Annotated in this window: 20 protein-coding genes and 1 pseudogene; 13 read left to right on the top strand and 8 right to left on the bottom strand. The window is 52.9% G+C overall.

Going from position 1 to position 23,549, the window contains the following annotated elements; genetic code table 11:
* Positions 1–30: 30 nt before the first annotated feature.
* Positions 31–1,707 (bottom strand): Na+/H+ antiporter, encoded by a 1,677-nt coding sequence (locus EAW52_RS21585; RefSeq protein WP_162997680.1) that lies wholly within the window; start codon positions 1,705–1,707, stop codon positions 31–33.
* Between the two features lie 1,095 nt (positions 1,708–2,802).
* Here EAW52_RS21585 and yghX point away from each other — a divergent pair.
* The 6 genes from yghX (at position 2,803) to EAW52_RS21550 (ending at position 9,515) form a co-directional block, all read left to right on the top strand.
* Positions 2,803–3,690 carry a YghX family hydrolase gene (gene yghX, locus EAW52_RS21575; protein WP_122044005.1) on the top strand — a complete coding sequence of 296 codons (888 nt, stop codon included), beginning with the start codon at positions 2,803–2,805 and terminating at the stop codon, positions 3,688–3,690.
* 320 nt (positions 3,691–4,010) lie between these two features.
* Complete coding sequence (gene msrA / locus EAW52_RS21570; protein ID WP_010798734.1) at positions 4,011–4,556, top strand: peptide-methionine (S)-S-oxide reductase MsrA; 546 nt, start codon at positions 4,011–4,013, stop codon at positions 4,554–4,556.
* A gap of 236 nt (positions 4,557–4,792) precedes the next feature.
* Positions 4,793–5,929 (top strand): RNA ligase RtcB family protein, encoded by a 1,137-nt coding sequence (locus EAW52_RS21565; RefSeq protein ID WP_122044004.1) that lies wholly within the window; start codon positions 4,793–4,795, stop codon positions 5,927–5,929.
* Positions 5,926–6,540: a peptide chain release factor H gene (gene prfH, locus EAW52_RS21560; RefSeq protein ID WP_122044886.1), complete on the top strand. Its 615-nt coding sequence runs from the start codon at positions 5,926–5,928 to the stop codon at positions 6,538–6,540. Before EAW52_RS21565 ends, prfH begins: the two co-directional genes overlap by 4 nt.
* 257 nt (positions 6,541–6,797) lie before the next feature.
* Entirely contained in the window at positions 6,798–7,838 is a 1,041-nt protein-coding gene (locus EAW52_RS21555; protein WP_122044003.1) for a LacI family DNA-binding transcriptional regulator, read from the top strand.
* A gap of 318 nt (positions 7,839–8,156) precedes the next feature.
* Entirely contained in the window at positions 8,157–9,515 is a 1,359-nt protein-coding gene (locus EAW52_RS21550) for an MFS transporter (RefSeq protein WP_019366131.1), read from the top strand.
* Positions 9,516–9,607: 92 nt separating this feature from the next.
* Here EAW52_RS21550 and EAW52_RS21545 read toward each other — a convergent pair whose 3' ends face one another.
* Positions 9,608–10,060, bottom strand: coding sequence for an Hsp20 family protein (locus tag EAW52_RS21545; RefSeq protein ID WP_010798739.1), 453 nt, complete (start codon positions 10,058–10,060; stop codon positions 9,608–9,610).
* Positions 10,061–10,211: 151 nt separating this feature from the next.
* The gene (locus EAW52_RS21540; RefSeq protein WP_122044002.1) at positions 10,212–11,123 is read right to left on the bottom strand and encodes a DMT family transporter; all 912 of its coding nucleotides are present in this window, start codon (positions 11,121–11,123) and stop codon (positions 10,212–10,214) included.
* Positions 11,124–11,257: 134 nt separating this feature from the next.
* Between EAW52_RS21540 and EAW52_RS21535 the strand changes: the two genes are divergently transcribed.
* Together EAW52_RS21535 and EAW52_RS21530 are read left to right on the top strand one after the other, a co-directional pair.
* Positions 11,258–12,142: an AraC family transcriptional regulator gene (locus EAW52_RS21535; RefSeq protein ID WP_122044001.1), complete on the top strand. Its 885-nt coding sequence runs from the start codon at positions 11,258–11,260 to the stop codon at positions 12,140–12,142.
* 110 nt (positions 12,143–12,252) lie between these two features.
* Positions 12,253–12,642 carry a response regulator gene (locus EAW52_RS21530; RefSeq protein WP_122044000.1) on the top strand — a complete coding sequence of 130 codons (390 nt, stop codon included), beginning with the start codon at positions 12,253–12,255 and terminating at the stop codon, positions 12,640–12,642.
* A 236-nt stretch (positions 12,643–12,878) separates the two neighbouring features.
* Here the strand turns inward: EAW52_RS21530 and EAW52_RS21525 are convergent, their stop codons facing one another.
* The gene (locus EAW52_RS21525) at positions 12,879–13,619 is read right to left on the bottom strand and encodes a sulfite exporter TauE/SafE family protein (RefSeq protein ID WP_122043999.1); all 741 of its coding nucleotides are present in this window, start codon (positions 13,617–13,619) and stop codon (positions 12,879–12,881) included.
* 126 nt (positions 13,620–13,745) lie between these two features.
* Between EAW52_RS21525 and EAW52_RS21520 the strand changes: the two genes are divergently transcribed.
* Complete coding sequence (locus EAW52_RS21520; RefSeq protein ID WP_122043998.1) at positions 13,746–14,669, top strand: LysR family transcriptional regulator; 924 nt, start codon at positions 13,746–13,748, stop codon at positions 14,667–14,669.
* A gap of 349 nt (positions 14,670–15,018) precedes the next feature.
* Here EAW52_RS21520 and EAW52_RS21515 read toward each other — a convergent pair whose 3' ends face one another.
* From EAW52_RS21515 to EAW52_RS21505, 3 genes are all read right to left on the bottom strand, one after another.
* Positions 15,019–16,002 carry a DMT family transporter gene (locus EAW52_RS21515; RefSeq protein WP_122043997.1) on the bottom strand — a complete coding sequence of 328 codons (984 nt, stop codon included), beginning with the start codon at positions 16,000–16,002 and terminating at the stop codon, positions 15,019–15,021.
* A gap of 161 nt (positions 16,003–16,163) precedes the next feature.
* On the bottom strand, positions 16,164–17,147 hold the full coding sequence (locus tag EAW52_RS21510) for an MDR family oxidoreductase (RefSeq protein ID WP_122043996.1): 984 nt from the start codon (positions 17,145–17,147) through the stop codon (positions 16,164–16,166).
* A 45-nt stretch (positions 17,148–17,192) separates the two neighbouring features.
* A complete protein-coding gene (locus tag EAW52_RS21505) occupies positions 17,193–17,825 on the bottom strand; it encodes a TetR/AcrR family transcriptional regulator (RefSeq protein WP_162997679.1) in 633 nt (210 codons plus the stop codon).
* Between the two features lie 449 nt (positions 17,826–18,274).
* On the opposite strand from EAW52_RS21505, the gene EAW52_RS21500 reads away from it, so the two are divergent.
* From EAW52_RS21500 to EAW52_RS21485, 4 genes and pseudogenes are all read left to right on the top strand, one after another.
* Positions 18,275–18,700, top strand: a complete 426-nt coding sequence (locus tag EAW52_RS21500) for a GNAT family N-acetyltransferase (RefSeq protein WP_019365851.1) — start codon at positions 18,275–18,277, stop codon at positions 18,698–18,700.
* Between the two features lie 277 nt (positions 18,701–18,977).
* On the top strand, positions 18,978–19,499 hold the full coding sequence (locus tag EAW52_RS21495; RefSeq protein WP_010798746.1) for a cysteine hydrolase family protein: 522 nt from the start codon (positions 18,978–18,980) through the stop codon (positions 19,497–19,499).
* A gap of 346 nt (positions 19,500–19,845) precedes the next feature.
* Positions 19,846–19,995 (top strand): annotated as a pseudogene (locus tag EAW52_RS21490) (general stress protein); the annotation flags it as partial.
* A 345-nt stretch (positions 19,996–20,340) separates the two neighbouring features.
* Positions 20,341–21,363, top strand: coding sequence for a chemotaxis protein CheB (locus tag EAW52_RS21485; protein ID WP_122043995.1), 1,023 nt, complete (start codon positions 20,341–20,343; stop codon positions 21,361–21,363).
* A 109-nt stretch (positions 21,364–21,472) separates the two neighbouring features.
* On the opposite strand, the gene EAW52_RS21480 is transcribed toward EAW52_RS21485, so the two are convergent.
* On the bottom strand, positions 21,473–23,503 hold the full coding sequence (locus EAW52_RS21480) for a PAS domain-containing sensor histidine kinase (protein WP_122043994.1): 2,031 nt from the start codon (positions 23,501–23,503) through the stop codon (positions 21,473–21,475).
* Positions 23,504–23,549 lie beyond the last annotated feature (46 nt).

Here is a 23,549-nt window from a genome sequence, read left to right as displayed (position 1 = left end):
CCCCAACGTTACGGAGCCTGCTTTCATCATTTAGTGATGCTGCCTGGTTGCGCTTGCAGTCAAAGCGGTTTCGATCAGATCCACCTCTCTCACCAGCTTTTGTAGCGTACTGTCATTGATATGGTGACGGTTACGCAGCTTGTAGTATTCAGTGCGCTCCGCCTTGAGCGCCTGCAGACGCGTTTCCCGCTCAAGATCGCGTCGCGCTTCGAGAAGCGGGGTCGGCAGCTCGTGGTTATTGATCTCCATACGCTTGTGATAGTAGTCCATCAGATGGAGGGTGATCTCGTTGAACGCGACGATAATCTCTTCATCCCCTTGGTGATCCGCCAGTACCTTCGCTTTTTCTTGGTGATAGTTTTCAATGTGCCGGATTGCCGCCTCGGCCCCACGAATACGCGCATGGCGTTCCTCCTCATATTCGCGGCTGTCTTCAGGCAGATCCAGCCCTCGCAATACCAAAGGGAGACCTACGCTTCCAGTGATCAAGGTGAACAGAATGACGCCGGTTGCCAGGAAGATCAGCAATTCGCGGGCCGGAAACGGTGTACCGTCATTCAGCACTTCAGGCAGCGATAGGGCAGCGGCCAAGGTGATGGTGCCTCGAATACCGGCCAGTGTCCCGGCCAACAAGACGCGGGCGGAGACAGACCGTGCTGGCTTGCGCCGCAACAGCCGAGGCATATGTACAGCGCTGAAGATCCAGAGAAACCGCATTCCCAGAAGCGCAATCGAAATCAACGCCACGAAGCCTAGCAACTGAATAAACGGTAGCGTGGTGCCTGCACTGGTCGTCGCATTAAGCGCACCGCCAATGATTTCGGGCAATTGGAAACCGAGCAGTAGAAAGACCAATGCGTTAAGCACAAACTCCAGCATTTCCCAGACACTGCGCGTCTGGATACGGGACGTAGTCTGATCCTGGCGCTTGAGGTCAAGCCGGTTGATGACCATACCCGCTGACACAGCGGAGAGAATACCGGACAGATGAAAATGCTCCGCCAGCAGAAACGCCGCAAAGGGTAGCAGCAGGAGCAGCAGCACGATCTGAATCGTCGAAGCTTCGCCAAGGTGCCGCTCGATCAGACGGGTCCGCACCACATTAAAGGCCAGCGCCAGAAAGGCGCCCACCAGTAGCCCACCCAGGGAAATCAGCAGAAACCCTACAGTTGCCTGTGCCAGAGAGAACGCACCGGTCAGGGCTGCGGCTACCGCGAACTTGAATGCCACAAGACCGGATGCATCATTCATGAGCGACTCGCCCTCAAGAATGTGCATTAGCCGCGGTGGTACAGGAAGACGACCGGAAATAGCCGATACCGCGACGGCATCTGTAGGTGAAAGAATCGCTGTCAGTGCAAAGCAGACAGGCAAAGGCAAACCGGGGAATAACCAATGAACCACATATCCCACACCAATCACGGTTACCAGTACAAGGCCCAGCGCTAATGCCAGAATAGGCCCACGAAGCAGCATGAATTCGCGCTGCGGGAACCGTCGCGCATCGGCAAATAGAAGCGGGGCAATGAATAGGAGCATGAACAGCTCAGGCTGCAGCTCCACATGCAGCCCGCTGGCAGGCCAGGCCAGTAGCGCGCCAAAAGCAATCTGTACAAGCGGTGTGGGCAGTGATGGTAGAAAGCGAGCCGCCACCCCAGTAGCCGAGGCGACAAGTAAAAGCATTAAAACAAGATAAACCGTATCCATGAATCTTTAGAAAAATCCCTGTCAATGAAGAACCATAAAGCGCTTTAGCGCTATGGAATAAGCGTTGCCGACCCCCTCAGGCGTGTCTTCCGATGTCCCTCGGATGATGGTGTTGATTTAGCTTCTGAGGCCTTTTCAGCGTAGGTGAGGTGAGCGTTGGCACCGATAACATAATCGCGACCAGGCGCTATACAGCGGCGCACCCCGTCATCACCTTCTTTCCCTGAGTCGACCTGAAAGCATGAGGAATTCGGATACAGCCTTGAATCGCCAATATGTGTAAAAATGTTTCTGAAAGGGCTGGGAAATCGACAGAAGCAGTCAGGGCTTCATGCCGTTTGATAGAAAAGCTTTCCGTGCCAGTCTCCTTATTAAAGCCGATTGGTTTTCTTACGACTGGACCAACTTGATAACGTTAGCCACTACCAAGCAGGGTGACGCTAAACAGCCACTTATATAGGCAAACTATTCTTGTTGTCAGCCATAGGCTCTTACCACCTTACAGCGATAGCGATGTCCAGTCGTAAAAAGGCCAGTGCTACGAACATTTTCCTGGCGACCCTGACTGTTATGAGTCCCTGTTGTGTCTTGAAACGTGGTGTATTCCTCTTTTCCTGCCATGCGCTGGCAGTTGGCCGAATTATCACGCTCCATGCGCCGTATACCCTGCGTCAAGGCAAAACGCCACGCTCTAAACGAGCGAGCCGGTCATGCATCGGATCAAGCGCTGCAGTCTGCCTCTCTATGGACTGACCGTTGATGAGCATCTGTGTAGCTTTCTGCGCATGTCCAGTTCAACTCGTCGTGGCTGCCATACTGAGCGCCGTAAATGACTTTCTGAGAGAAGTCATCCCGTAATCGATTGCCGATTACCTCAGCTCAGGTCGCTCTTGCAGCAAGACGACCATCATTTCTCCAGCTGAGCAAACGGCGTGACCACGGGTGCCTTTTTTCCCATCCATCTGGGCTAAGCACATGGTTGAGTTACTGCCCAAGCGATTTTACGATAAGTACTCTAAAGTAGTCCTGTAACTATAGTCCGCTCTCCATTAGCCCTGGTCTATCCCCCGCCTACACTCAACAAGGAGAACATGCATGGCCCGTCTTACCGCAAAAGATTTCGCGCCCGAACTGCTTGAGCTGTATGACTATTACGTGCATGGGCGAATCAATCGCCGGGAGTTTCTCGACCGTGCAGGTAAGTTCGCCGTAGGCGGATTGGCCGCCACGACGCTTCTTGCCGCCTTGAGTCCAGATTATGCACTGGCACAGCAAGTCGAATTTACCGATCCTGAGATCATTCCTGAATACATTTCCTATCCATCACCTAAAGGGCATGGACATGTCCGTGGCTATCTCGTGCGACCTGCGCAGGCCAAGGGAAAGGTCCCGGGTATTGTCGTCGCTCATGAAAACCGTGGACTCAACCCCTACATCGAGGACGTTGCGCGACGCCTGGCAAAGGCGGGATTCGTGGCGCTGGCCCCTGATGGCTTGAGTTCCGTAGGCGGCTACCCGGGAAATGACGACAAGGGGCGCGAGCTTCAGCAAACCGTTAATCCCGAAAAGCTGATGAACGATTTTTTTGCTGCCGTCGAATGGCTTATGGGACATGAGCTTACAACCGGCAAGGTAGGGATTACCGGCTTCTGTTATGGCGGAGGCGTAGCCAACGCAGCAGCCGTCGCCTATCCCGAACTCGGGGCAGCCGTACCGTTTTATGGTCGGCAACCCAGAGTTGAAGATGTCCCTCGCATCAAGGCACCGTTACTCATCCATTATGCTGAGCGAGATGAGCGCATCAATGAAGGTTGGCCTGCCTATGAGAGCGCTTTGAAGGCCGCTGGCAAAACCTATGAAGCCTATATCTATCCCGGCACGAACCATGGTTTTCATAATGATTCGACGCCACGCTATGACGAGGCCGCCGCAACGCTGGCCTGGGAGCGAACACTGGGCTGGTTCCGCCGTTATCTGGCCTAGGTGCAGAGCTATTGAAATAGCCTCTGCAAGGCACCATCTCAATCCTAGGTGAATGTGCTGCAAGCCATCTTAACCAGGATCAGATCGCGGATGGCTTTTTTGTGTCCGGTACGGCGGAGCGCATTCCTGAAGGCCCAACCACCGGACTTCACGAGAGCAAGGCGTATACTCGCCAAACGTTTGACCCATAACCATATTTGCAACCTCTGGCCGCAGAAGCGCTGATCAAAATAGCGTAGAGTAAGCACAAACCAATTGTTACGTGTTCCGCACAGGTTTGATCAGCCAGTCATCCCAACACCATGCTTTAGGAGAATTTTATGGCGACCGAATACATGACCGTTGCAGGAGGCTGCTTCTGGTGCGTAGAGGCAGTATTCAAGGATGTCATCGGAGTCGTTTCCGTCGAGAGTGGCTATACCGGCGGCAAAACAGTCAACCCTACGTATGAGCAGGTCTGTGAAGGTAATACCGACCATGCCGAAGCCATCCGTATTGGTTACGACCCTGACGTGATCAGCTATGGCGAGTTGCTCGATATTCACTTTGCAACCCATGACCCGACCCAGCTCAACCGACAGGGTAACGACATGGGTACGCAGTATCGGACCGCCCTGTTCCCGGCAAACCCCGAACAGGAAGCCGAGGCCAGAGCGGCGATTGCACGTGCACAGGAAGGTCTCTCAGCGCCCATCGTGACCACGATCGAGCCACTGGGGCCTTGGTATCCGGCAGAAGGATATCATCAGAACTATTGGGAAGAGCGCGGGCGCGCCAACCAGTACTGCATGGCGGTAATCCCACCCAAGCTTCAAAAGCTGCGCAAGAGCTTCGCCCAACGGTCCAAAACCTCGACCGAGGGCTGAGTTGTCCGGGGTAGCCCTTCTTGGGGCTACCTTCTCTGCACTGGATTTTCTGCACCTAAGCCACTACTATCCGTTTTTCTTTTCTTTCTGTCTTGCAAGGAGCCTGATCATGCGACGCGCTTTCACTCTTTGCAGGTCCTGCCAGGCGTAAACGCTTTCCTGCGCACTTAGCGCATGCTTTGCCCGGCTCCGGCCTGCCTTTCCCTGAATTATTGTTTACCCATCAGGAATTGGTTATGGGCAATTGCATTCGTACTCTATCGGAACGCGTCAACCTTATCGCATCCGATAATCTCTGGATCGAAGGTACTGCAATACAGCAGTTGGAAACTACTGCCAGATTGACTGGTATGGTCCGGGTCTCCGGCATGCCGGACCTTCACCCAGGCCGTGGCTACCCAGTAGGCGCCGCGTTCTTCTCTGAAAATGTTATCTATCCAGCCCTGGTTGGAAATGATATCGGCTGCGGCATGGCGCTCTGGCAGACTGATATCCGAGCCGGCAAGCTGAACCTCGACAAGCTCGAACGGCGCCTGGGCAGTATCGACGGGCCACTGGACAACAGTTGGGCCGAAGACGTAAAGGCCTTTTCTCTTTCCAGGACAGGCCATGAAGCCTCTCTGGGCACGATTGGCGGCGGCAATCACTTTACCGAGCTTCAAGCCATCGATACCGTTCATGACGAAACGCTGGTCGCTTCACTGGGGCTGGATCGAAAAACCCTGCTTCTGCTTGTGCACAGCGGATCGCGAGGCTATGGCGAGTCGGTTTTGCGTAGGCATGTCGAGGCGTTCGGGCATGCTGGTCTCGACCCTAGATCACCCGAAGGGCTCGAGTATCTGGCACTGCACGACCAAGGTCTGCGCTATGCCGAGGCCAATCGCCAGCTCATCGCCAGACGACTCCTGGCGAATTTGCGTGCTGAGGGCTGTCAGGTACTGGATATCAACCATAACCTTGTGTCCTCAGCCACTTTCAAGGACATGCAGGGCTGGCTGCATCGCAAGGGCGCCACTCCGGCCGACGCGGGACCTGTCATCATTCCGGGCTCTCGTGGGTCCTATAGTTGGCTGGTCAAACCGATTCCTTCGGAAGTCAGTCTATTTTCCCTGGCCCATGGTGCCGGCAGAAAATGGCTCAGGACAGAATGCCGTGATCGGTTATCTAACCGCTTCTCGTTCGATCAGTTGAAGCGCACGTCCTTGGGCAGCCGGGTAATCTGCGAGGACAAGGCGTTGATGTACGAGGAAGCGCCAGAAGCGTACAAGGACATCGACAGCATCATCGAAACCCTGCAAGGTGCTTCACTGGTCACGGTCATAGCCCGGCTTAAACCGGTGCTGACCTACAAGCGACGGGGGTGCTGCCAGTGAGACTCCTGCAACTCTCATCGGCTCAAGGCCCGGCTGAGTGCGAGCTGGCCGTAACCAAGGCGCTTCGTCTTCTGGAAAAAGAAGCCGAACGCGAGGATGTGCTGCTGTCAGTGGTTGAGCAGTCGGATGGCGAGCACCGCGGCACCGTTAGCTCTGCACTTCTGGTATTAGAAGGCGAGCGCAGCGAGCCACTGGCCAGCCGATGGAACGGCAGTCTGCTCTGGATATGCCAAAGTCCTTACCGGCCTAAGCATGGCAGAAAGAACTGGTATTTTGGCGCCAGGGTATTTATGCCGCCTGAATCAGCCTCCTCGGGATCGATACGCTTCGAGTACGTGCGGGCCTCAGGGCCCGGCGGTCAGCACGTGAACAAGACGGACTCTGCCGTTCGGGCTACTCATGTGCAGAGCGGGCTTTCGGTCAAGGTGCAAAGCGAGCGCAGCCAGCATGCCAACAAGCGCCTGGCAATGGCATTGATTGAGCAAAAACTTGCGCAGTACGCCGACGACGCCCAGGCAGCTCAGCGACTGGATAGACGCTTGTTTCACCATGATATTGAGCGCGGTAACCCGGTTCGTACATTTCGCGGAATGCGTTTTACTGAAAAATGAGGTCTTCAGCGGCAAGCGTATAGCTTGCCGCTCTTGTATGAACCCTCAAATCAAACGCTAGCCCGCAACAGCATATCGGACTTTGGCTGAATTTCGCCTCATCCCAACAATGGCCCATCATTATCAGTTGGAGCGCAGAGGGATGCGCTGCTGAAGGGTAACGGCTCAGCAATAGCTCTGATTACACACGAGAACGCATACAAGAAAAGCGCAAGCCGTTAAGATGGCGCTCTGCTTCATTGTTGGCCTCAAAGGTAATGGCAAGAAAATCATCGAAAACCGCCTCCGGGCCCTCTTCTGGTACTCCCGCCCTGACCTTGATCGATGTTGCCAAGGTGGCGGGTGTCTCACCCATTACGGTTTCCCGAGCACTCCATCGCCCAGATATCGTAAGCGAGGCCGCTCGGGAAAAGGTCTTAGCCGCCGTCAAAGCCACAGGATATGTTCCCAACATGTTGGCGGGAGGCCTGGCTTCGAATAAAAGTCGGCTGGTCGCCATCTTCCTGCCGACAATTGCACACTCCATTTTTGCCGACACGGTACAGGCCTTGATCGATCAGCTGACAGCGTCTGGTTACCAGACGATGATAGGTCTGACCGGCTACTCTCCCGAACAGGAAGAGCAGCTTCTGGCAGCCGTGCTCGGTAGGCGGCCCGATGGAATCGTACTGACAGGTACGCTTCACACCGAAGAGAGCCGTGACCGGCTGTCACGCTCATCTATTCCGGTAGTTGAAGCATGGGAGCTGGGCACCGAGCCAATCGACATGCAAATCGGCTTTTCCCATGAAGCCGTTGGGCGCGCTATGGCCGATTATCTCTATGGCAAAGGGTATCGTCAGTTTGGACTGGTTTCGGTCGACGACATACGAGCTCTAAAGCGTGGACATGCCCTACTGGACCAACTGGCGTCGTTAGGCATTACGGATGTACCTGTCGAGATCATGCAAACGCCTGCCACGCTGTTAAGTGGTCGTGAAGGTTTGCGCCAGCTCAAGGGGCGTGGCTCGCTTCCTGAAGTGGTGGTATGCAGTTCCGATACAGTCGCCCAGGGCATTCTGGCAGAAGCGGCCAGTCAGGGGATCAAGGTGCCTGAAGAACTGGCCGTTCTAGGATTTGGCGACCTATCCAGCGCGGCTCATGTATACCCTGCACTCTCGACTGTGAATGTTGATGGTGCCCGAATGGGCAAGCTCATTGCGAAGGCTCTGCTGGCGCGCTTTCAAAACCCTGATCAACATACCGAGCCGGTACAACTGGATACTGGGTTCACAATTGTGGAACGGTCCACAACCTGATTCAACGGCAGGCGACTATTCGTCAGCCTCTTACACTTTAATGATTGCGCAATCACATCAAGATCGGTTATCAATAGACACAACCGATTGGTGTGATAGTGCCTTTAATGATTGCGCAATCAGACAAAGCACCATCTGATCACTATAAAAAGGACAACAACCGTGAAACATATCGAACCGCGTACTCAGTTCCCCCTTCCCTCTCGCTTATTGCCTGTTACCCACTCAGGCGCATAGCTCCAGCTCGCTTCCTTTCTGCCACACCGCTCTACGGGGTGAGGCTAATCATCGACAACAATAAATATCGAGGTGAACGTTATGGGCGATACACGGCAAACCCGGGTCCGCTATCTGATTCTCCTGATGCTGTTCCTGGTAACAACGATCAACTATGCGGATAGAGCCACCATTTCGATTGGCGGCTCCAGTATGCAAAAGGATTTGGGAATCGATGCCGTCACGCTCGGCTATATTTTCTCTGCCTTCGGTTGGGCTTATGTGCTGGGCCAGATCCCCGGGGGCTGGCTACTTGACCGTTTCGGTTCAAAACGCGTTTACGCCACGGGTATTTTCATCTGGTCACTGTTTACTCTGCTTCAGGGCTTTGTTGGAATGATGCCTGTAGCCTGGGCCGTGGTTACGCTGTTCGTTCTACGTTTTCTTGTGGGATTTGCCGAAGCGCCTTCATTTCCGGGTAACGCCCGCATCGTTGCAGCCTGGTTCCCCACAGCAGAGCGAGGTACCGCTTCGGCCGTGTTCAACTCTGCACAATACTTCGCAACGGCATTGTTTGCACCGCTGATGGGCTGGATCGTTTACAGCTTCGGCTGGGAACATGTGTTTGTTGTCATGGGTGTATTGGGCATCATTTTCTCCGGCATCTGGATGAAAACGATCTATAACCCCAAGGATCATCCACGGGCGAATGCGGCGGAAATTGCACACATCGAAAAGAACGGCGGTCTGGTCGACATGGACCAGGCACGTGGTACCAACAACGGCCCCAAATGGCACTACATCAGCCAACTGCTGACCAATCGCATGATGCTGGGTGTTTACCTTGGCCAGTATTGTATCAATGCCATCACCTACTTCTTCCTGACTTGGTTCCCGGTCTATCTTGTCCAGGAGCGTGGGATGACCATCCTAAAGGCTGGTTTCATTGCCTCTTTGCCGGCAATCTGCGGTTTTATCGGGGGTGTACTAGGCGGCATCATTTCCGACTGGCTGCTGCGTCGCGGCAATACACTGACCTTCTCCCGTAAACTGCCGATCGTGTGCGGGCTTCTGCTATCCACCTCAATGGTGTTCTGTAACTATGTGGATGCCGAATGGATGGTAGTTGGCTTCATGACGCTGGCTTTCTTCGGAAAGGGATTGGGTGCACTGGGCTGGGCGGTTGTATCGGACACGTCACCCAAGCAGATTGCAGGCCTTTCAGGCGGTCTCTTCAACACGTTTGGCAACATCGCTTCTATTACCACGCCCATTATCATTGGCTACATCATTGCAGTAACGGGCTCGTTCCGCTGGGCGTTGGTGTATGTAGGTGCCAACGCGCTAGTCGCAGTCTTCAGCTACCTGTTCATCGTTGGCAAGATACAGCGTGTCGAGCTACGAGATGAGAATGGCAAGCAATTGGCGGATACGTCGGTTCCTGCACCCGCCTCGGCCTGATCCAGCAAGGACCGGCTGAATAAGCCGGTCCTCCAATCAGATCGCTATACAGGCAAAGGGCGCCGTTGGGCGCCCTTTGCTGTCTTTGTTACTTATGCCGCTTCGTCATTCAGTGCAGGACGCGCTTCACTGGCAATGGTAATGCGCTTTGGCTTTGCTTCTTCCGGCACCCGGCGAACCAGATCAATATTGAGCAAGCCATTGCGTAGGCTGGCGCCTTTGACCTCAATGTGCTCATCGAGCCGGAAGGACAGCCTGAAGGCACGCTGGGCAATACCTTGGTGCAGGTAAGTCACACCTTCAGCGGTGTGCTCACGCCGATCGGCACTTATTGTCAGCACACCACGCTCGACCTGAATATCCAGATCGTCTTCATGCAGGCCCGCTGCCGCAATCACGATGCGATAGTCGTTTTCGCCGTGCTTCTCGACATTGTAAGGCGGATAGCCTGGTACCGAATCACGCAGCGCCGACTCAAATAGATCATTGAAACGATCAAAGCCAACAGTGCTACGGAACAAAGGTGCAAGGGATAAACCAGTCATGATGAATCTCCTGAAGATCAGCAAGTTTCGATAACCCGGGACCCGATTTCGGCATCCCGCATGACCCTACATAAGGATAGTGAAAATACTTTCAAGCGGTCTGCCGACGAACGGAAAACCCAGTAAGCCGTTGTTTTTCAACTGCTTATTTTTATCGCCCCATTGATGTCGCAGGTTTCAGCAAGGTCGAGCTACCCTTGGGTTTGCGAAATACCAGGATGTTGCCCAGCAGTACCAGCGCCAGCCCAAACAGTGCAGGCCATGTCCATTGGTATCCTTCCATCCATGCCGAGATGTTAAGGGCAACCACCGGAAACAGGACGGTGCAATAGGCCGCCCGCTCAGCACCCAGACGGCCAACCAGGGTCAGGTAGGCGGTAAATCCGATCACTGAGCCAGGAACGGCCAAATAAACCAGCGAACTGATGTAGCGCGTACTAAGGTCGACTGTAAAAGGCACCCCCTGTACAAGGCAGATCACCAATAGAATCAAGGCGCCGTACAACATGCCCCAGGCATTGCTCGTCAACGGGCGGATACCCACGCGCTGTTGCAGACTCGAAATCATGTTGCCCGCTGAAAAGCACAGTGTTCCTAACAAGGAGAGCCCAAGCCCTAGCCAAGTCTCATGGCTTGCCGTGTGGCTGCCCAGTTCCGGCCAGAACAACAGGGCGAGCCCCAGCAAACCCAATGCGCCCCCGGCCAAAACGTTGGCCGCGATGGTTTGCTTGAACCACAGGCGTGCGTTGAGGGCATTCCAGAGTGTGGCGGTTGAAAACACTACGGCAATCAGCCCACTGGCTATGTACTGGCTGGCCGAGTAAAAGCAGATGAAGTTCAGGCAGAACAGGCAAATACCTTGAGCCATGCAGAACAGCTGGCCGCGCTGATCCAATGGCTGTAGGCGACGGGTCGGTATCAGGATTAGAAACAGGACCAGCGCTGCAAGGGCGAAGCGATAGGCAATCGAAAGCGGAATGGCTACGGATTCGATCTGAAACTTGATGGCAATCCAAGTGGTGCCCCAGATCAGAACAGTCAACAGATAAAGCGTAAGGTTCATGGTGATCTCCAGCGGTCAGGAAACCAGTGTGGTGAGTCAGTCCGTTGAAGGGTTGCACATTCTTGCGCTTTTTATTCTGGAATGCGGTTCGCGCCTCTCATAAGCCTTATGATGTGAGCCCAGGAGATGTGATCATGCAGCAAGCCGACGACTTTCAAGTGTTTCGTACCTTAGACCAGGCCTCCAATGCACACCGTCTACGTCATACTGCGCTGGGCAATGGCATGGCGTTGGCGCAGTGGTATCGCAGCGATGCCGACGTGCTGGGCTACAGCAGCCCGGATCATCACACTTTGTCGCTCTATCTGGAAGGTGGTTGGCAGACGTTTCGCCTCGACCAGCCGGGCCACTATGGGGCGCCTGACCGATTCTGTGTTCTGCCAGCCGGACACGACTCTGACTGGTCAGTTACGCAAGGGCTGGGTTTCATGCATCTGTACATCACCCCTGAGCAGTTGATGCTGGAAACCATCCGGGTTCTGGACAAGGAACCCCGGGCGATCCATCTGCAGGAACGCACATACATGGAGGATCCTGCACTCGTTGCCATCTGCCGTGCGCTGGAACGCAGTGACTGGCAGGAACCTGGAGAGCGCCTGCTGTGCTCGAGCCTGGCGCACGAAGCGGTCAGCCATCTGCTGCTCAATGGGTGCGGGCCGCGCCAGGAGGTACACTGGCGCGGCGGCCTTTCACCATCGGTCAGACGACGCATCCGCGACTATATTGACACCCACCTGGATAAACCGCTTGAGCTGTCGACACTGGCTGAAGAAGCGGCCTTGTCGACCTTTCACTTTAGCCGCATGTTCACGCTTTCATTCGGTATGCCGCCTCATCGTTATGTACTGGCACGACGATTAGCCAAGGCTCGAGAGCTGCTGGTGAATACTACATTGCCGCTTGCTCAGATTACGCTGGATTGTGGCTTTTCCAGCGCCAGTCACCTGAGTCGCCGGTTTGCTCAGGTACATGGCGCAACACCGGGACAATATCGTACCGTCCTCTCACGCACAGGTTGAAGTGCTAGAGGTCAGCCGTCCTGCCCAAAGACTGATCTCAAAGCCGCTCTGGCAGGCGGTCCTCTATAAAGCAGCTATGCTTTAAGTAAACCTCAACTGGGTTACGTCAAATGGATGTACATAATGCTGAAACATCACAGCGTTACCCCCCCATTGCGCTTGTAGCGGAAGATGAGGTCATGCTTCGTGAGCTAATGATCGACGTGTTACAAAACGAAGGTTTTGAGGTGGCAGCGTTTGGTACAGCTGATGAGGCCCTGAGCTTTCTAGAGGACAAAGCGCTTTTGGTAAGCGTGGTTGTATCGAATGTGAGAATGCCCGGACACATCAACGGCATCGACCTAGCACATATCGTTTCAAAACGCTGGCCCTTTCTTCCAATCGTCTTGATGTCTGGCTATACCGGTCTGGAAATACAACTACCTAAGGATGTGCCCTTTCTACGCAAGCCCTGGACAATCGACCAACTGGCCACTGCAGTCAAAGAGATGAGGCGCTAAACTGCGCTTTTTGATTACAGTTTTTCTCTGATCAATGTAACGCCTTCTTCATTGCTAAATATTGTTGTTATCTGGCATTCATCGTAGCTATGGATGCTTGATCCTCCCCTTCTCGGGTGACGCAACTTCTGCCTAGCTAGCCTTAAGATAGCTTTGTTAGCTTGGTCAGCACTGAGCTTACCGCGCAGGTACTAGAGGAACCCTTCTAACCTCCTGTCCTCATATATAGCTGTCTGCTACTCATACCTCAGAAAGGGCCGAACGAAAAGGAAAATACCCAGTAACAGCAGGCCGATGAAAAAGAGCCTTCGAAAAAGCGTCTCACTCAATCTGGTACGTAGTTTTTGCCCTGCAAGCAAGCCAGCAAGCGCAGGTAGGAGCATAAGCAAAGAGGTTTTGACATCATCAATCACCAGAGCGCCCTGCCATGACAGGCCTGCGCCAAGCGTCAACGTCGAAACGGTAAAGGAAAGCCCAAGCGCTTGAATCAGTCGCTCCCTACCAAGATTCATCGCTTGAAGATACGGCACGGCAGGGACTACAAAAACGCTGGTAGCTCCCGTGATCAAACCCGTAACAAAGCCCACTGCGCCTGAAACAAGACCGCCGCTCTCCGATACGGTAGGTAGGCGGTACGCGCACAACCCCATGCAGCCATACACTATCAATATCAGGCCCAGCATGGCAGGTATGAAGACGTTTTCTGATTCAGTCAGCCAGCGCACGGTCAGAAGTGTTCCCAGGCATAGCATTACCATCATCAACCAGAGCCGGCTGATCAGTTGACCTAATGCGGGCCCGCCGTACAACTGCCAGAAGTTGGTAACCAACGAAGGGATCAACAACAGCGCTGACGCTTCCCCAGGCGTCATGACCAGGACAAGCAGGGCAACGGCTACCGTTGGCAGCCCCATTCCCAAAACACCTTTGATAATACCGGCGAGCAGGAAGACCAGGCTGCAAAACAGGATAGTCATTAGTCATACCTTCCGTTGAGTGATCTGATGAGCATGCGGCGTCAGCGGCCCATTTAAAATCTGCATTTCCCTGATTCTGGGTTAGGCTGGGACGAAGCCAGATAAGCATCGATGGAAGCCCGCCCCATGAGATATGATCTTGTTGATCTCAAGCTCTTCATACATATCATCGAGACGCAAAGCATTACAGCAGGGGCCGCCAAGAGTCATTTATCCCTCGCCTCAGCCAGCGCCCGCATAAAGGGTATGGAAGAGACGCTCGGAACCGCTCTGCTTGAGCGCCACCGGAGAGGCACTGTGCCTACGCCGGCTGGCAGAACCCTTGCCCATCACGCTCAGGCTGTCCTCCACCAACTGGAGGTAATGAACGGCGAGCTTGGCAATCACGCCTCGGGATCAAGATGCCGAATTCGCCTGCTATGCAATACCGCTGCGCTAACAGAGCATCTGCCCGACCTCCTGAGCCATTTTCTGTTGCGGCATCCCCAGCTTGATTTGGATATAGAGGAGCGTTCCAGCTATCAAATTGTGGAATCGCTTACCAGACGCCAGTCAGAGCTAGGCTTGCTTGCCGATCACACAGCGTTTAACGCACTCGAATCTCGCCCGTTTCGAACGGATCGTCTGGTAGTCATAGCTGCCAAGCATTCGCCATTTTTTGTTGGTAGAAAGGCCATTCAGTTTGAGGAGCTACTCACCGAGCCCTTTGTGGGGCTGACCTCTACCAATGCTCTTCAACAGCATCTGGAAGAAAAGGCAAAGCAAGCCGGCAAATGGTTAACTCTTCGGGTGCGGGTGGCTACCTTGGACGCTATATGCAGCCTGGTAACGCAAGGCATAGGAATAGCCATCGTACCTGAGACAACGTATCGCCGGAGTCAGCTGAAAAAGAGGCTCTCAATGGTCAGACTTCAAGATATTTGGGCGACCCGGTTATTGTATTTATGTACCTCCTGCTTTGATGCCCTCTCACCATACGCAGCCGAGCTGGCTGAGCACATTCTGGCCCGCTCTGACCTTGACGCCCCAGGGAATGAGTCAGTGCGTTAACTGTCTGCATAGCAACAAGCATGAGTTAATTAACGTGTATATAGGCTAGCTGACCACCGTCCCGAAAAAGCAGGGACTAAGTTTCCTGCACTATAATCAGCGCTACTTTGTGTTTATCCAACGATTCTGCGTCCTGTCTATTTTGACAGGCTAGAGCCTAACGGGGGCGCGTTTAATTTCTTACTCGGTTGGAGGCTAGGGCTATAAAATTCAATGCTTAGCATTCTTCTCAGGATAGCCACAGTAGCCTTTTAAATCTCGTGCTGCCATCAGGCATAACCTCATAGGTTCTTTCCAGTAAATGAAAATCAGCAGATTCAGAGGGTATGAAAAACCAAGGAGCTGCTCCTCAAGCGCTTGGCTTTTCATCCTGCATCCTGGCCTTTTTTTGCCCTTTTGCTGAGAAAATAACCTGCACTGCCAACACCGCTCCCATCAGCACGGTCATGATTCCTAATGCCTCATTCCAGGACGGTAAGCGGCGCTCAAATGCTAGAGCCAGCACGGCTGCAAACAAGGACTCTAAGGCAATCAGCTGACCTGAAAGCACCATTGGTAAATCACGACAGGCCCTGTTCCATGCCCAGGCTCCAAGTAAAGAAGAGAAAACTCCAATCAGGAAGGCCCAGCCGTAAAGGGTACCTGCACTGGCAAAGTCGTATCCTTGGTGAGGAAAGTGAAAAAGACCAAAGGCCTGTGCCAAGGGCATTAGGACTAATAGAGCCAATGCACTTCCCACCATCATGAGGCCAGTCCAGACGCCTGTCGCGCCGGGAGAAATCTTTTCCAATGAGCTTTGGTTTAAAAAACTAAACACTAGCCAGAGCATCACTGCCGCAACCGAAAACGCAATTCCAGTCGACACCGATGCGTTCTCGTTCAGTGGATGCTGAAGACTGGTCAGATTGATCAACAGCAACCCAAAGGCAAGAACACACAAGGGCAGGGCCAGTCGACGCCATGCCAATACTTTGGAGTGCACATTGCCTAACAATGCCAGTAATACCGGGACCATTCCGATAAAGGCAGGGGTTAAAACCGGACCTCCAAACTGAACACCTGAAGCAATAAGGGTGCTGTAACCGAAATAGCCCATGGCACCCAATCCGGCGGCCATGTATCGCAACGGCCATGACAGCATGGAAAGATGGGCGCGGTTGATAGCAATTAATACAATGCCAATTACCCCTACGATCAGAAATCGAGTGGCAAGGAAATCAAATATGGTATAGCTCCCTGTGATATAGGGAACGATAAAATTCAGTGCCCAACACAGGGTCGCGAATATCGCAAAGGCGATCCCAGTCACGAGCCGAGAGGTAAGCCCTTTCATTAAAATCCTTGAACCAGATTATGACTGGCTTATGTATCTAAAGGCCGCTATCAACGCTTAGGTGGGTCTACACATGGAGCCGGTGGCGCTCAGCAATAGTTGATCTCTAAATGCATCATCAAGCACTTGGGCACCAGACAGGTAACATCCACCAAGCCCTCCTAGCGATTCACGTTGACGACAAGCCGCCCGCGTATCTTGCCCTGAAGCAAATCAGTGGACGCAGTAATAGCCTCCCCTAGCGTAATTTCGCGTGTTATTTCAGACAGCATAGATAAATCGAGATCTGTCTGCAGGCGGTTCCAGGCCTCCACACGCCGCTCGTAGACCTGGGTGACGCTATTGATACCTAGCAGACTTACCCCGCGAAGAATGAAAGGCGCTACGGTTGCGGGCAGATCCATACCCTGTGCTAGACCACAGGCGGCTACCGCTCCTTCTGCCCGAGTGGCAGCACAGACATTTGCAAGCGTATGGCTACCCACCGAATCAATAGCTCCAGCCCAGCGCTCTTTGGAAAGCGGACGGCCCGGCTCAGACAGTTCGTTGCGGTTGATAACCGATTGGGCGCCAAGCTTTTTAAGGTACTCGGACTCCTCGGGCCTCCCTGTGGCAGCAATGACCGAATAACCGTTACGAGCTAGCAGAGAAACGGCGAAACTACCAACGCCACCATTAGCACCTGTGACCAGGATGTCTCCTTTATCAGGTGTGATTCCATGTCGCTCCAGCGCCATCAGGCAAAGCATGGCGGTGTATCCGGCAGTACCGATTGCCATGGCCTGGTGTTCGTCGAGCCCGGACGGTAGCGGGATCAGCCAATCACCCTGTACGCTGGCCTTTTGAGCCAGTCCACCCCAATGGCTTTCACCAACGCCCCATCCATTGAGCAGCACTCGGTCTCCGGCCTTGTACCGTGGATGGGTACTTTCCTCAACGATCCCGGCAAAGTCTATTCCAGGCACCATGGGAAATTTGCGCACTACAGGGCTATTCCCTGTTATAGCCAGTCCATCCTTGAAATTCAGCGTGCTATAGGAAACACGCACCGTCACATCCCCTTCAGGAAGCTGATCTTCGCTCATATCAGCCAGCCGAGCGTTATAGGTTGATGCATTCTTGTCGATGAGAATTGCTTTAAACATCATATCTCCTATTTAGACCAGTCGTCTTTAATTAGGCAGCAGCAGTTATGCTTTGATGCCATTCAGAAAGCCCTCAATAAAACAGTCGAGAGGCCGCACCGTCTGAGACAGTCGTGCACGTAGCACAGCGCCTTCCCAGCCAATCCAGAAGTAAGCAGCCCAATCATCACAATGACATCCAGACCGCAGCTGTCCCCTCTTTGCTGCCTCACGAAGGCAGTCAGCTAAACGCCGTTGCCAATCAAGCAAGGTCGCTTCTAGCTGGGAGCGAAAACTATCCGGCAGAACGAGTACTTCCTGTCCAAGATTGCCAACCAAACAGCCGCGTCGAAACTCGTACCTGGCCATACCGACTTTGGCATCCTCTACAAAGTTCTTTAGCCGCTGTATAGGATCAACGCTTTCATCCAATAACCAGCGGTCAAGCTTACGCGCGAAGTAAGCTGCGTAGCTCCTGAGCACTGCCTGCCCAAAGGCTTCCTTGCTATCGAAATAATGATAAAACGAGCCTTTAGGCACCTGTATTCGTTTAAGGACTAAGTCAATGCCTGTGGCGGCAAAGCCTTGCTCGGTAAAGATTTCCATACCCGCATGGATCAAAGCGTCACGCGTATCGGCGTGCTCTCGGGGAATCTTAGGTGGCCGACCTCGGCGGGCCGGTAAGGTACTGGTAGTCATGCTCCCATATTAGACCGATCGTCTTTAAAGTCAATTTAGACTACTGGGAAATTATTTTGCGCTTATTAAATGAGGCAGACGCCTATTCAATGGCTTTGCATGCTATGGCTGTCCGTGCACCTATATCGTTTTAACTTTATTCATCAGGGATATACCTAAGACTATAGGGACCGAGGCTTAAGTATGAAAAACGGCAGGGGCGCGGCGATAAGCATGACGTTGATAAAGCGTTGTGCTGACGTTGTCAGCAGTCTCAAAAAAAGCAAACTTTTTTAGATCCGAACACATACTTTTATGCCAGCGCGGCAGTTACATAGGCCATTGCCACGAGACGGCTACTTCCCTTGAACAGCTACATTCAAAAAATACACGGCCGATGCCGTACGATCTGTTTAAGCTTTAAAGCCTTAATGTATGGGTACCACAGTCAATATCGAAAGGATGAGCTCATGAGTGCGCGTATCGAGATTGCAATTAACCCAAAAGAAAATGAGCGCTCGGCTATCCTTAAACCCTTACGGGCTTATAATCATTCTAAAGCGGGTGATCCGAAACCAGAGTCAATCGCGCTACTAGTCCGCGATGAGGACACCAATGAAATCATTGGGGGGCTCTATGGGGAAATATACTATCGTTGGCTATTCATCGAGTTGCTAGCCATACCTGAGGAAACAAGGGACCAAGGCATAGGTTCACGCCTGGTGGACATGGCCGAAGACGTTGCGCGTGAAAGAAGTTGCGTCGGAATCTGGCTCGATACTTTTGACTTTCAGGCACCGGGTTTCTACCAAAAACATGGCTTCACTGAATTTGGTCACCTTGATAGTTTTCCACCGGAGCATACGCGCTTCTTTTTTCAAAAAAGATTGTCCTAACGTGCTCATTTTTTCCTTGAAGCAAGCACACCGAATAAAGATTCTGTCCAACCTTACTGATGGCAAAGTGTCGGTATTGCTGACATTTGCAGCTGTCACTATATTCAAGACATGCATATAACTCAGCTCACTTCGACCGCTACCACCACGACCGCTATAGGCGGGCCGTGCAAGGTGTCGTGAGCAAAAGATAGCGAGCGAATCCAAAGGCCCCGCCAGCGATGGTAGGAGCTTTTTATTTGTCCTTACGTCACTGGCCAACGTAAGGAAATAATCCATGCACGCACTCTTGATCCTCGATATGCAGGTAGGACTGTTTCAAGGTCCAGACAAACCCTGGCTTGGCGATCGTCTACTTTCCACTCTAAATGACCTTATCTATCGAGCTCAAAAAGCGGGCTCTCCCGTTTTCCTTGCGAGGCATACAGGCCCTGCTGGTAGTCCGATTGAGCCGGGTAGCCCTTTCACTCAATTGGTAAATGGACTGGCTCTTGAAGGCTCCGAAATTATTTTCGATAAAACCAGGCCCAATGCGTTTGCTTTTACCAATCTGGCCGAACAGCTCCGATCAAAAGGCGTTGATACCGTTCTAATTGCGGGCATGAAGACTCAGTACTGTATCGACAGTACCTGCCGCGCAGCACGGGACCTAGGATTCGAGGCTATCCTTATAGAGGATGGACATACCTGCTCAGATACGCCAGTGATGAGCGCTAACGCTATTATTGACCATCATAACGCGACACTCGTGGGTGCCTTTTGCCAGGTCATGAAAGCCACAGAATGCGAGTTCAAATAAGCAATCTGTCCATTTGGATAGGGTTGCAGCGGGTTTATACGGCTCGCTGCAATGCTCCAGTGCCTGTCGTCACTGGGGTATACCTCTGAGGCTGCACACTTGGCTGAGCTGCATTTACGGTAATACCTCTTAAGCGAGGCTGATAGGGCCGCGTACTTTGATGTTCCTCGGAGTGCTTTCTAGAATTTGTTACTTACCGCTTATCCTATAAAAAGGGTATACCCAACTTTTAAGGAACTCCGTACAGCCTTTTCCCTTCCGATCTCTTGAAGGGTGATTGTTCCGATCAGCCAGGCAAGTCCTAACCATTGTGGAGAAAGACATGACAGCTAAAAACGACAATCCAGGTAACTTCGCTAACGATCGTGAGAAAGCCTCTGAAGCAGGCAAGAAAGGCGGTCAAAACAGCGGTGGCAACTTTGCCAATGATCGCGAGAAAGCCTCTGAAGCGGGCAAGAAAGGTGGCGAGCATAGCCATGGCGGCGGTCGTCAGTAAGAGATGACATGAGCGGGGGCATAAGCTCCCGTTCTGTTATGAATCTATCCATCCCCTGCTCTCGGCTCAATAAAGCCTGCCTTTCTTAGTCTTACCGCTTAAATGCCTTTAAAGCCTTTTGCTCTCGCTTTTTTCCGGCAGGGATTTGCTCATGCTGTCTCGCAAGCCGTTATCAGGATCTGAGATGGAAGAAGAGGCTGGGCTTGTATTTGAGCTATTTGGCCGAAATCCGATGTGCATGCTCGCTGAGTTGAGCGTTCGTAAAATGAGCAAGGCTTAGGTTGTTGCGCACGGCAGACTAACTCTCTGGTCCTAACCCTTATGTCTCAGCAAGGAATAAGGCCGATGAAATTGGATGCCGATATACGTAACATCGTAGTGATTGGGGCCTCCGCTGGAGGGGTCCAGGCATTGACCACGCTATTCCAGAGTCTTCCTCCTGTCCTTCCTGCCGCGTTCCTGGTAGTTCTTCATATACCCGCTTATGCACCCAGCGTGCTACCCGAGGTTCTTTCTCGCGTGACACAGATGCGGGTTGTGCCTGCCGATGACAGTCAGCCGCTCGAAGCTGGGAGCGTCTATGTGGCTACGTCAGATCGTCACCTGATGCTTGAAGAAGAAGGGCTACGTGTTACACGAGGCCCGAAGGAATGCCGGGTACGCCCAGCGATAGACGTTCTATTTCGCTCAGCCGCGGTAAGTCATGGTGCACGTGTAATCGGTGTCATTCTTACAGGGGCGCTTGACGATGGAACCGCAGGTCTCTGGGCGATTAAAGACAGAGAGGGCTTGGCTTTGGTACAGGATCCATCCGAGGCGATGCACGAATCAATGCCTGAAAGCGCCATAAAGCATGTGAAGGTTGATTTCATAGGCCCTATCGAGGCACTGGCTCAGCAGATAGTTAGGGCTGTGGGCACGCAGATAGATAGGCAGCATGCCCGTCCCGCCAGGGAAGGACACGTGATTGAGAAGCTGATTGAACTCAAGGGCAACGGCCTCGAAGCGGGTGTAATGTCCCTAGGCGCAGTATCAAAATATACTTGTCCCGAGTGTCATGGCGTCCTGGTACAGATCGAAGAAGGTTCTATTATCAGGTTTCGATGTCATACCGGACACGCCTTTTCGATGAAAACACTCATTGCTGAGGTTAACGAGGCCATTGATAACGGGCTCTGGGACACCTTGCGTGCGGTTGAAGAACGCATCGTCCTGCTCAGGCAAATGGCCGAGCTTGCAGACCGCGCAGGCTCGCACGATGAGGCTGCGCAGTGCCGCTATCAGGCAGACGAATCGGAGAAGCGGCTACAGCCGCTACGTGAGCTGGTACTGGACTCAGGCTTTTTCGGCCATGACCAGATGGGGTAAAGATAGCAAAACGACTCTGTATAGAGCTGGTCGCATGAGAGCCAAAGCCTGCTTAATGTTATGGGCAGCGATGTACAACGTGCCAAGCCATCTTTTGGTCAGTGTCAGCTTATGGGGCCTTCAAAATTTCCTTGATTTTGCTGGCAAGTGCTTCGATTGCAAAAGGCTTGGTAATAATCTCCATGTTGGGTGCAAGATAACCGCTCACATTGGAGCCTTCCGCATAGCCAGTCGCAAAGAGAACCTTCAGGTTCGGTCGGCTTAAACGGGCAAAGTCAGCAAGCTGACGTCCATTCATGCCTGGTAGCCCTACATCAGAAATCATCAGATCAATGCGCTGATCGCTTTCTAAAAGAGGGATAGCCTCTTGAGCATCTGCAGCTTGAAGCGCCCGATAGCCTAACTCATCCAGTACCTCTACGATGAGCGAGCGAACCACTGCCTCATCTTCAATGACCAGTACGATCTCACCACTTCCTAACGGTGCCACCCTGTTTTTCTCTGCTGACAAAGTATTTGCGTCACCTTTATGGCAAGGCATATACAAGTGAACACTGGTTCCATTTCCAGGCTCAGAGAGAATCTGAACGGACCCTTTGGCCTGTTTTAGATAACCATACACCATGGATAACCCTAGCCCTGTTCCTTGACCGATAGGCTTGGTGGTGTAAAAGGGCTCGAAGACCTTAGCTAACACATCAGGCGCCATTCCCATACCGGTATCTGTTACCTTCAACTGTATGTATTGGCCCTCCTTGAGCTCAGCCCATCTGGCCACCTGGTCACTCTTTACGTCGAAAGCGGCAGTCGAAATGGTGATAGTGCCGCCGTGCGGCATAGCATCCCGTGCATTAATCACAAGGTTAATCAGGGCGCTCTCGAGTTGATTGGCATCCATGCAGGCCAGAGGAAGGCCTGCGCTTAGCGCTGTTACAACCTTGATATTTTCCCCAGTCGTACGGTTAAGCAGATCCTCTAACGAGGCTACCAGCTGGTTGACGTCAATCGCCTTAAGATCCAGTGTCTGACGCCGAGAAAAAGCCAGAAGGCGCTGAGTGAGCGCTGCCGCCCGTTGAGCCGAAGTTACGGCTGCGTTTATATAGCGCTCATCATCCTTCGAACTACCGGCACTGTGGCGCCGCTGCATCAGCTCCAGGCTACCAATGATCCCTGTGAGCAGATTATTGAAGTCATGGGCAATACCGCCGGTGAGTTGCCCCACTGCTTCCATTTTTTGGGCCTGATGGAGTGTTTCTTCCACACGAGTACGCTCGGCTACCTCGGAGGCAACACGCGCTTCCAATGTTTCATTGAGCTCACGCAAGGCGTTCTCAGCGTGCTTTCGAGCACTGATATCCACGCAAGTACCTGTTACATACGATGGATTGCCTGCAGCATCCCTGAAAACATTACCTTTACAGACCAGCCATCTTTCGTCCTGGTTACGCTGTAGTCGAAACTCAACTGTAAAATTGCCACCTTGCATACATTGAGCAAAGGATAGGCGTACCTGCGCCTGGTCCTCTGGATGTACATAGCCGAGAAAGCGCTCTACAGCATTATGGGTAAGGGTATCCGGCAGTTTGAACAGCTGTTGCAGCGCGCTATCAAAGTAGAGCCTGTCTTCATCGATATACCAGTCAAAGATACCGGCTTCAGATGCCAGCAGGGCAGCACGAAAACGCTCATCAACAACCTTGAGGTTTGAATTGGAGCGTTGTTGTTCGACAACCTGCTCCGTCACATCTTCGGTCTGATGGATGATGTAGATGACCTCGCCCTTTTCATCAAGCACAGGCGTATTAAGCGGACTCCAGTAGCGTACTTCAAAGCCCCCACCCTGCGCTGCCGACCGAGGAATATCATACTTGGTGATTGCCATGCGATCAGGCGCTCGGGTCTGTACCACACGCTCTAGCGAGGCGCGTAATACGCCTGCACCAAATTCTGTCCGCTCTTCGGGATTTCTTCCGAATACCTCAAATACCGACCGCCCTATGCAGTCCTCACGCCGCGTATTGGTTCCCCGCAGCCGCCCTTCGTTAGCAGCCAGCATGATGAACTCCGGACCTGTAGACAGGACCAGTACAAGGTGCGGAAGCGCTTCGAATAATGTCTGAAAATTTAGCTCTTGTTTCATCAAGACTCGCACTTGTGTCAGAGATGAGCCAAGTAATGCGCCTGGA

The organism is Pseudomonas sp. LTJR-52 (genome assembly GCF_003691465.1).
GTDB classification, from domain to species: Bacteria; Pseudomonadota; Gammaproteobacteria; order Pseudomonadales; family Pseudomonadaceae; genus Chryseomonas; species Chryseomonas luteola.
The sequence above is the reverse complement of the archived record's forward strand: the minus strand, read 5'-3'. Positions and strand labels throughout refer to the sequence as shown.

Bases quoted from the DNA above. Each gene is read 5' to 3' on its own strand.
- EAW52_RS21585 (WP_162997680.1), bottom strand. From the start codon at position 1,707: ATGGATACGGTTTATCTTGTTTTAATGCTTTTACTTGTCGCCTCGGCT.
- yghX (WP_122044005.1), top strand. From the start codon at position 2,803: ATGGCCCGTCTTACCGCAAAAGATTTCGCGCCCGAACTGCTTGAGCTG.
- msrA (WP_010798734.1), top strand. From the start codon at position 4,011: ATGGCGACCGAATACATGACCGTTGCAGGAGGCTGCTTCTGGTGCGTA.
- EAW52_RS21565 (WP_122044004.1), top strand. From the start codon at position 4,793: ATGGGCAATTGCATTCGTACTCTATCGGAACGCGTCAACCTTATCGCA.
- EAW52_RS21555 (WP_122044003.1), top strand. From the start codon at position 6,798: ATGGCAAGAAAATCATCGAAAACCGCCTCCGGGCCCTCTTCTGGTACT.
- EAW52_RS21550 (WP_019366131.1), top strand. From the start codon at position 8,157: ATGGGCGATACACGGCAAACCCGGGTCCGCTATCTGATTCTCCTGATG.
- EAW52_RS21545 (WP_010798739.1), bottom strand. From the start codon at position 10,060: ATGACTGGTTTATCCCTTGCACCTTTGTTCCGTAGCACTGTTGGCTTT.
- EAW52_RS21540 (WP_122044002.1), bottom strand. From the start codon at position 11,123: ATGAACCTTACGCTTTATCTGTTGACTGTTCTGATCTGGGGCACCACT.
- EAW52_RS21535 (WP_122044001.1), top strand. From the start codon at position 11,258: ATGCAGCAAGCCGACGACTTTCAAGTGTTTCGTACCTTAGACCAGGCC.
- EAW52_RS21530 (WP_122044000.1), top strand. From the start codon at position 12,253: ATGGATGTACATAATGCTGAAACATCACAGCGTTACCCCCCCATTGCG.
- EAW52_RS21525 (WP_122043999.1), bottom strand. From the start codon at position 13,619: ATGACTATCCTGTTTTGCAGCCTGGTCTTCCTGCTCGCCGGTATTATC.
- EAW52_RS21520 (WP_122043998.1), top strand. From the start codon at position 13,746: ATGAGATATGATCTTGTTGATCTCAAGCTCTTCATACATATCATCGAG.
- EAW52_RS21515 (WP_122043997.1), bottom strand. From the start codon at position 16,002: ATGAAAGGGCTTACCTCTCGGCTCGTGACTGGGATCGCCTTTGCGATA.
- EAW52_RS21510 (WP_122043996.1), bottom strand. From the start codon at position 17,147: ATGTTTAAAGCAATTCTCATCGACAAGAATGCATCAACCTATAACGCT.
- EAW52_RS21505 (WP_162997679.1), bottom strand. From the start codon at position 17,825: ATGACTACCAGTACCTTACCGGCCCGCCGAGGTCGGCCACCTAAGATT.
- EAW52_RS21500 (WP_019365851.1), top strand. From the start codon at position 18,275: ATGAGTGCGCGTATCGAGATTGCAATTAACCCAAAAGAAAATGAGCGC.
- EAW52_RS21495 (WP_010798746.1), top strand. From the start codon at position 18,978: ATGCACGCACTCTTGATCCTCGATATGCAGGTAGGACTGTTTCAAGGT.
- EAW52_RS21485 (WP_122043995.1), top strand. From the start codon at position 20,341: ATGAAATTGGATGCCGATATACGTAACATCGTAGTGATTGGGGCCTCC.
- EAW52_RS21480 (WP_122043994.1), bottom strand. From the start codon at position 23,503: ATGAAACAAGAGCTAAATTTTCAGACATTATTCGAAGCGCTTCCGCAC.